This window comes from Citrobacter sp. TBCS-14 (assembly GCF_005280805.1).
In the GTDB taxonomy this organism is placed as follows: Bacteria; Pseudomonadota; Gammaproteobacteria; order Enterobacterales; family Enterobacteriaceae; genus Citrobacter; species Citrobacter gillenii.
The window spans coordinates 256-590 of the sequence record NZ_SZWM01000473.1 but is presented as its reverse complement, the minus strand read 5'-3'; the positions used below and the strand labels follow the sequence as shown (position 1 = coordinate 590).

Below are 335 nucleotides of genomic sequence, written 5' to 3'. Positions count from 1 at the left end.
GCTATGCTCAGCCCCAACCCGCTTCCTTTGACTGCCCCTTTTCGCTGATGGCTGCCCTGGAAAAAAGGCTCGAAGATCATCGCCTGTTCTGCTTCTGGAATCGGTGTGCCGGTATTTATGACATCAATATATACCGTTGAGCCATGCAAACTGCTGCGGATCCAAATGTTACCGGATTCAGCGCCGTAGTGCACCGCATTGGAATAAAGATTGTCCAGCACGCTCATTAACAGCATGGGTTCGGCCAGACAAGCGTTCGCCGCCAGCGCAACATCAGTATGGATCATTTTGGCGCGAGCAGGCAGGCTATGTGCTGAAACCACGCTTTCCACCAG

At 52.8% G+C, this 335-nt stretch carries 1 protein-coding gene; it reads right to left on the bottom strand.

Annotated features, from left to right (window positions below; all coding sequences use genetic code 11):
• Positions 1-335: HAMP domain-containing sensor histidine kinase (locus tag FDX22_RS31315; RefSeq protein ID WP_255432963.1), on the bottom strand; the 335-nt coding region annotated here is incomplete at both ends.